This window comes from Bacteroides caecigallinarum (assembly GCF_016902295.1).
In the GTDB taxonomy this organism is placed as follows: Bacteria; Bacteroidota; Bacteroidia; order Bacteroidales; family Bacteroidaceae; genus Phocaeicola; species Phocaeicola caecigallinarum_A.
This window is the reverse complement of the sequence record NZ_JACJLQ010000101.1, coordinates 1-1,598: the sequence shown is the minus strand read 5'-3', so window position 1 is coordinate 1,598 and position 1,598 is coordinate 1. Positions and strand designations below refer to the sequence as shown.

Genomic DNA, 1,598 nt, shown 5'->3' with positions numbered 1-1,598 from the left:
CTTGACTATGCCTAAATTTACTTTACACTTTTATTGGTTTATTACTAAAAAAGTTCACTACACTTCTTCAACTTTCCTGATAAACTTTACATGAAGAATTTCTGTTCCTGAAAAACTTCATACCTGTTGTTTAGGTTGCAGGAAACCTCCTTGTCCCTCCCCAGACTTTTACGTAGTCCCTTTTACAGGGACAAATATATGCCTTTAACTTAGTTATGGCAAATAATACTATGAAAAACACCACGGAGGTTTGCCTTACGGCTGGAGGCGTGAAGCCTCCAAAGAGTAGTTATCCGCACTTTCTGTGCATTTCTGCCGGGGTAAGCATTCCGTTGCTCATGTGAGGCCTTTCATTGTTGTAGAATTCTATTATTTTCCCTATCTGTTCTCTGGCATCTTCCAGATCTTTGAAACGTTTCATCCTGTATATCCATTCCTGCTTGATTATGCCGTTTACGCGTTCGGCTATGGCATTATCGGTAGGATTGCCGTCTTCTGTCATGCTTATAGATATTTCCCTTTCCCGCAGCTTCTCTATATAATTGTTGCAGCAGTATTGTGACCCCCTGTCCGAATGATGAATCAGATGACTGAGATCATACCCTTCAAACCTGTCAAGGGCCATTTCCAAGGCTGCTATTGTATTGTCTGAAAGCAGGCTTATAGAGACTACCCAACCTATTATTTCGTGCGTATATGCGTCTGTAAGAAGATGGAGATAACATACTCCATTGTCTGTTTCTATGTAGGTTATATCCGCTACCCACAACTGATTGATACCCAAAGGTTTGAATCCTTTTATGAGATTCTTGTACTTCCGGTAATTATGGTTGCTGCTGGTTGTGTGTCGCTTTCTTTCGGGTTTCAACATAAGATGATGACGATGGACAAGAGAGTAGAACCAGTCCCTGCCGGGCATCTCTTTGTGGAAGATACCTTTTAATATTAGGAACAGCTTGTATGCGCCTATTCCGGGAGCTCTGTCTCTTATCTCACGCACGCTACTGAGTATCTCAGTTTCAGTATACATACGCTTCTCTAGTGTATCTTTACTGACGCTGTAATAGCCTTCGCGAGTCTTGCCAAACAGTGAACAAAGGCATCCTATGGAACGTTCAGGGTGCTTTGTGTGAAGGCTTGTCACTGTTTGGCGCCAGCTTTTTTTAATAGGTCGATACCATATTGTTCACGACCTATCTTAATGACTTCATGCAGGGCTTCATTGCGTAGCTCTGAATATTCCAAGGCTTGTCTCAGGCGTCGGATCTCGGCTTCAAGTTCCTGCTCGCGGCTTAAGGGAACATTGGATGTTTCCCTTTGTTTCTTGGACTTTTGCATAGCTTCTAATTTTGAACATAACTCTGATGACAAAGTTAAATCTTTTTCGTCTAACTCCAAATCATGCTCCCATCGAGTTAGATAACTATGGTCTATTTCATACTTCCTGGCAATGAAACCTTTGGAACTACCGGATTCATAATACTCCTTCAATACTGATAACTTAAATTCCAAATCAAATTTTCGATGTGTTGATTTCTTCTTTCCCATTTTAATCTCTAATTTGTTAAAACGGTGTAAAGTAAATCTGTATTAAGTCA

General features: G+C 40.7%; 2 protein-coding genes. Both read right to left on the bottom strand.

Going from position 1 to position 1,598, the window contains the following annotated elements; translation table 11 throughout:
• Positions 1 to 289: 289 nt before the first annotated feature.
• A complete protein-coding gene (locus tag H6A27_RS14315; protein WP_204509173.1) occupies positions 290 to 1,144 on the bottom strand; it encodes an IS3 family transposase in 855 nt (284 codons plus the stop codon).
• Positions 1,141 to 1,548, bottom strand: a complete 408-nt coding sequence (locus tag H6A27_RS14310; protein ID WP_204405076.1) for a transposase — start codon at positions 1,546 to 1,548, stop codon at positions 1,141 to 1,143. The genes H6A27_RS14315 and H6A27_RS14310 overlap by 4 nt, the downstream gene beginning before the upstream one ends.
• Between the last annotated feature and the right edge of the window lie 50 nt (positions 1,549 to 1,598).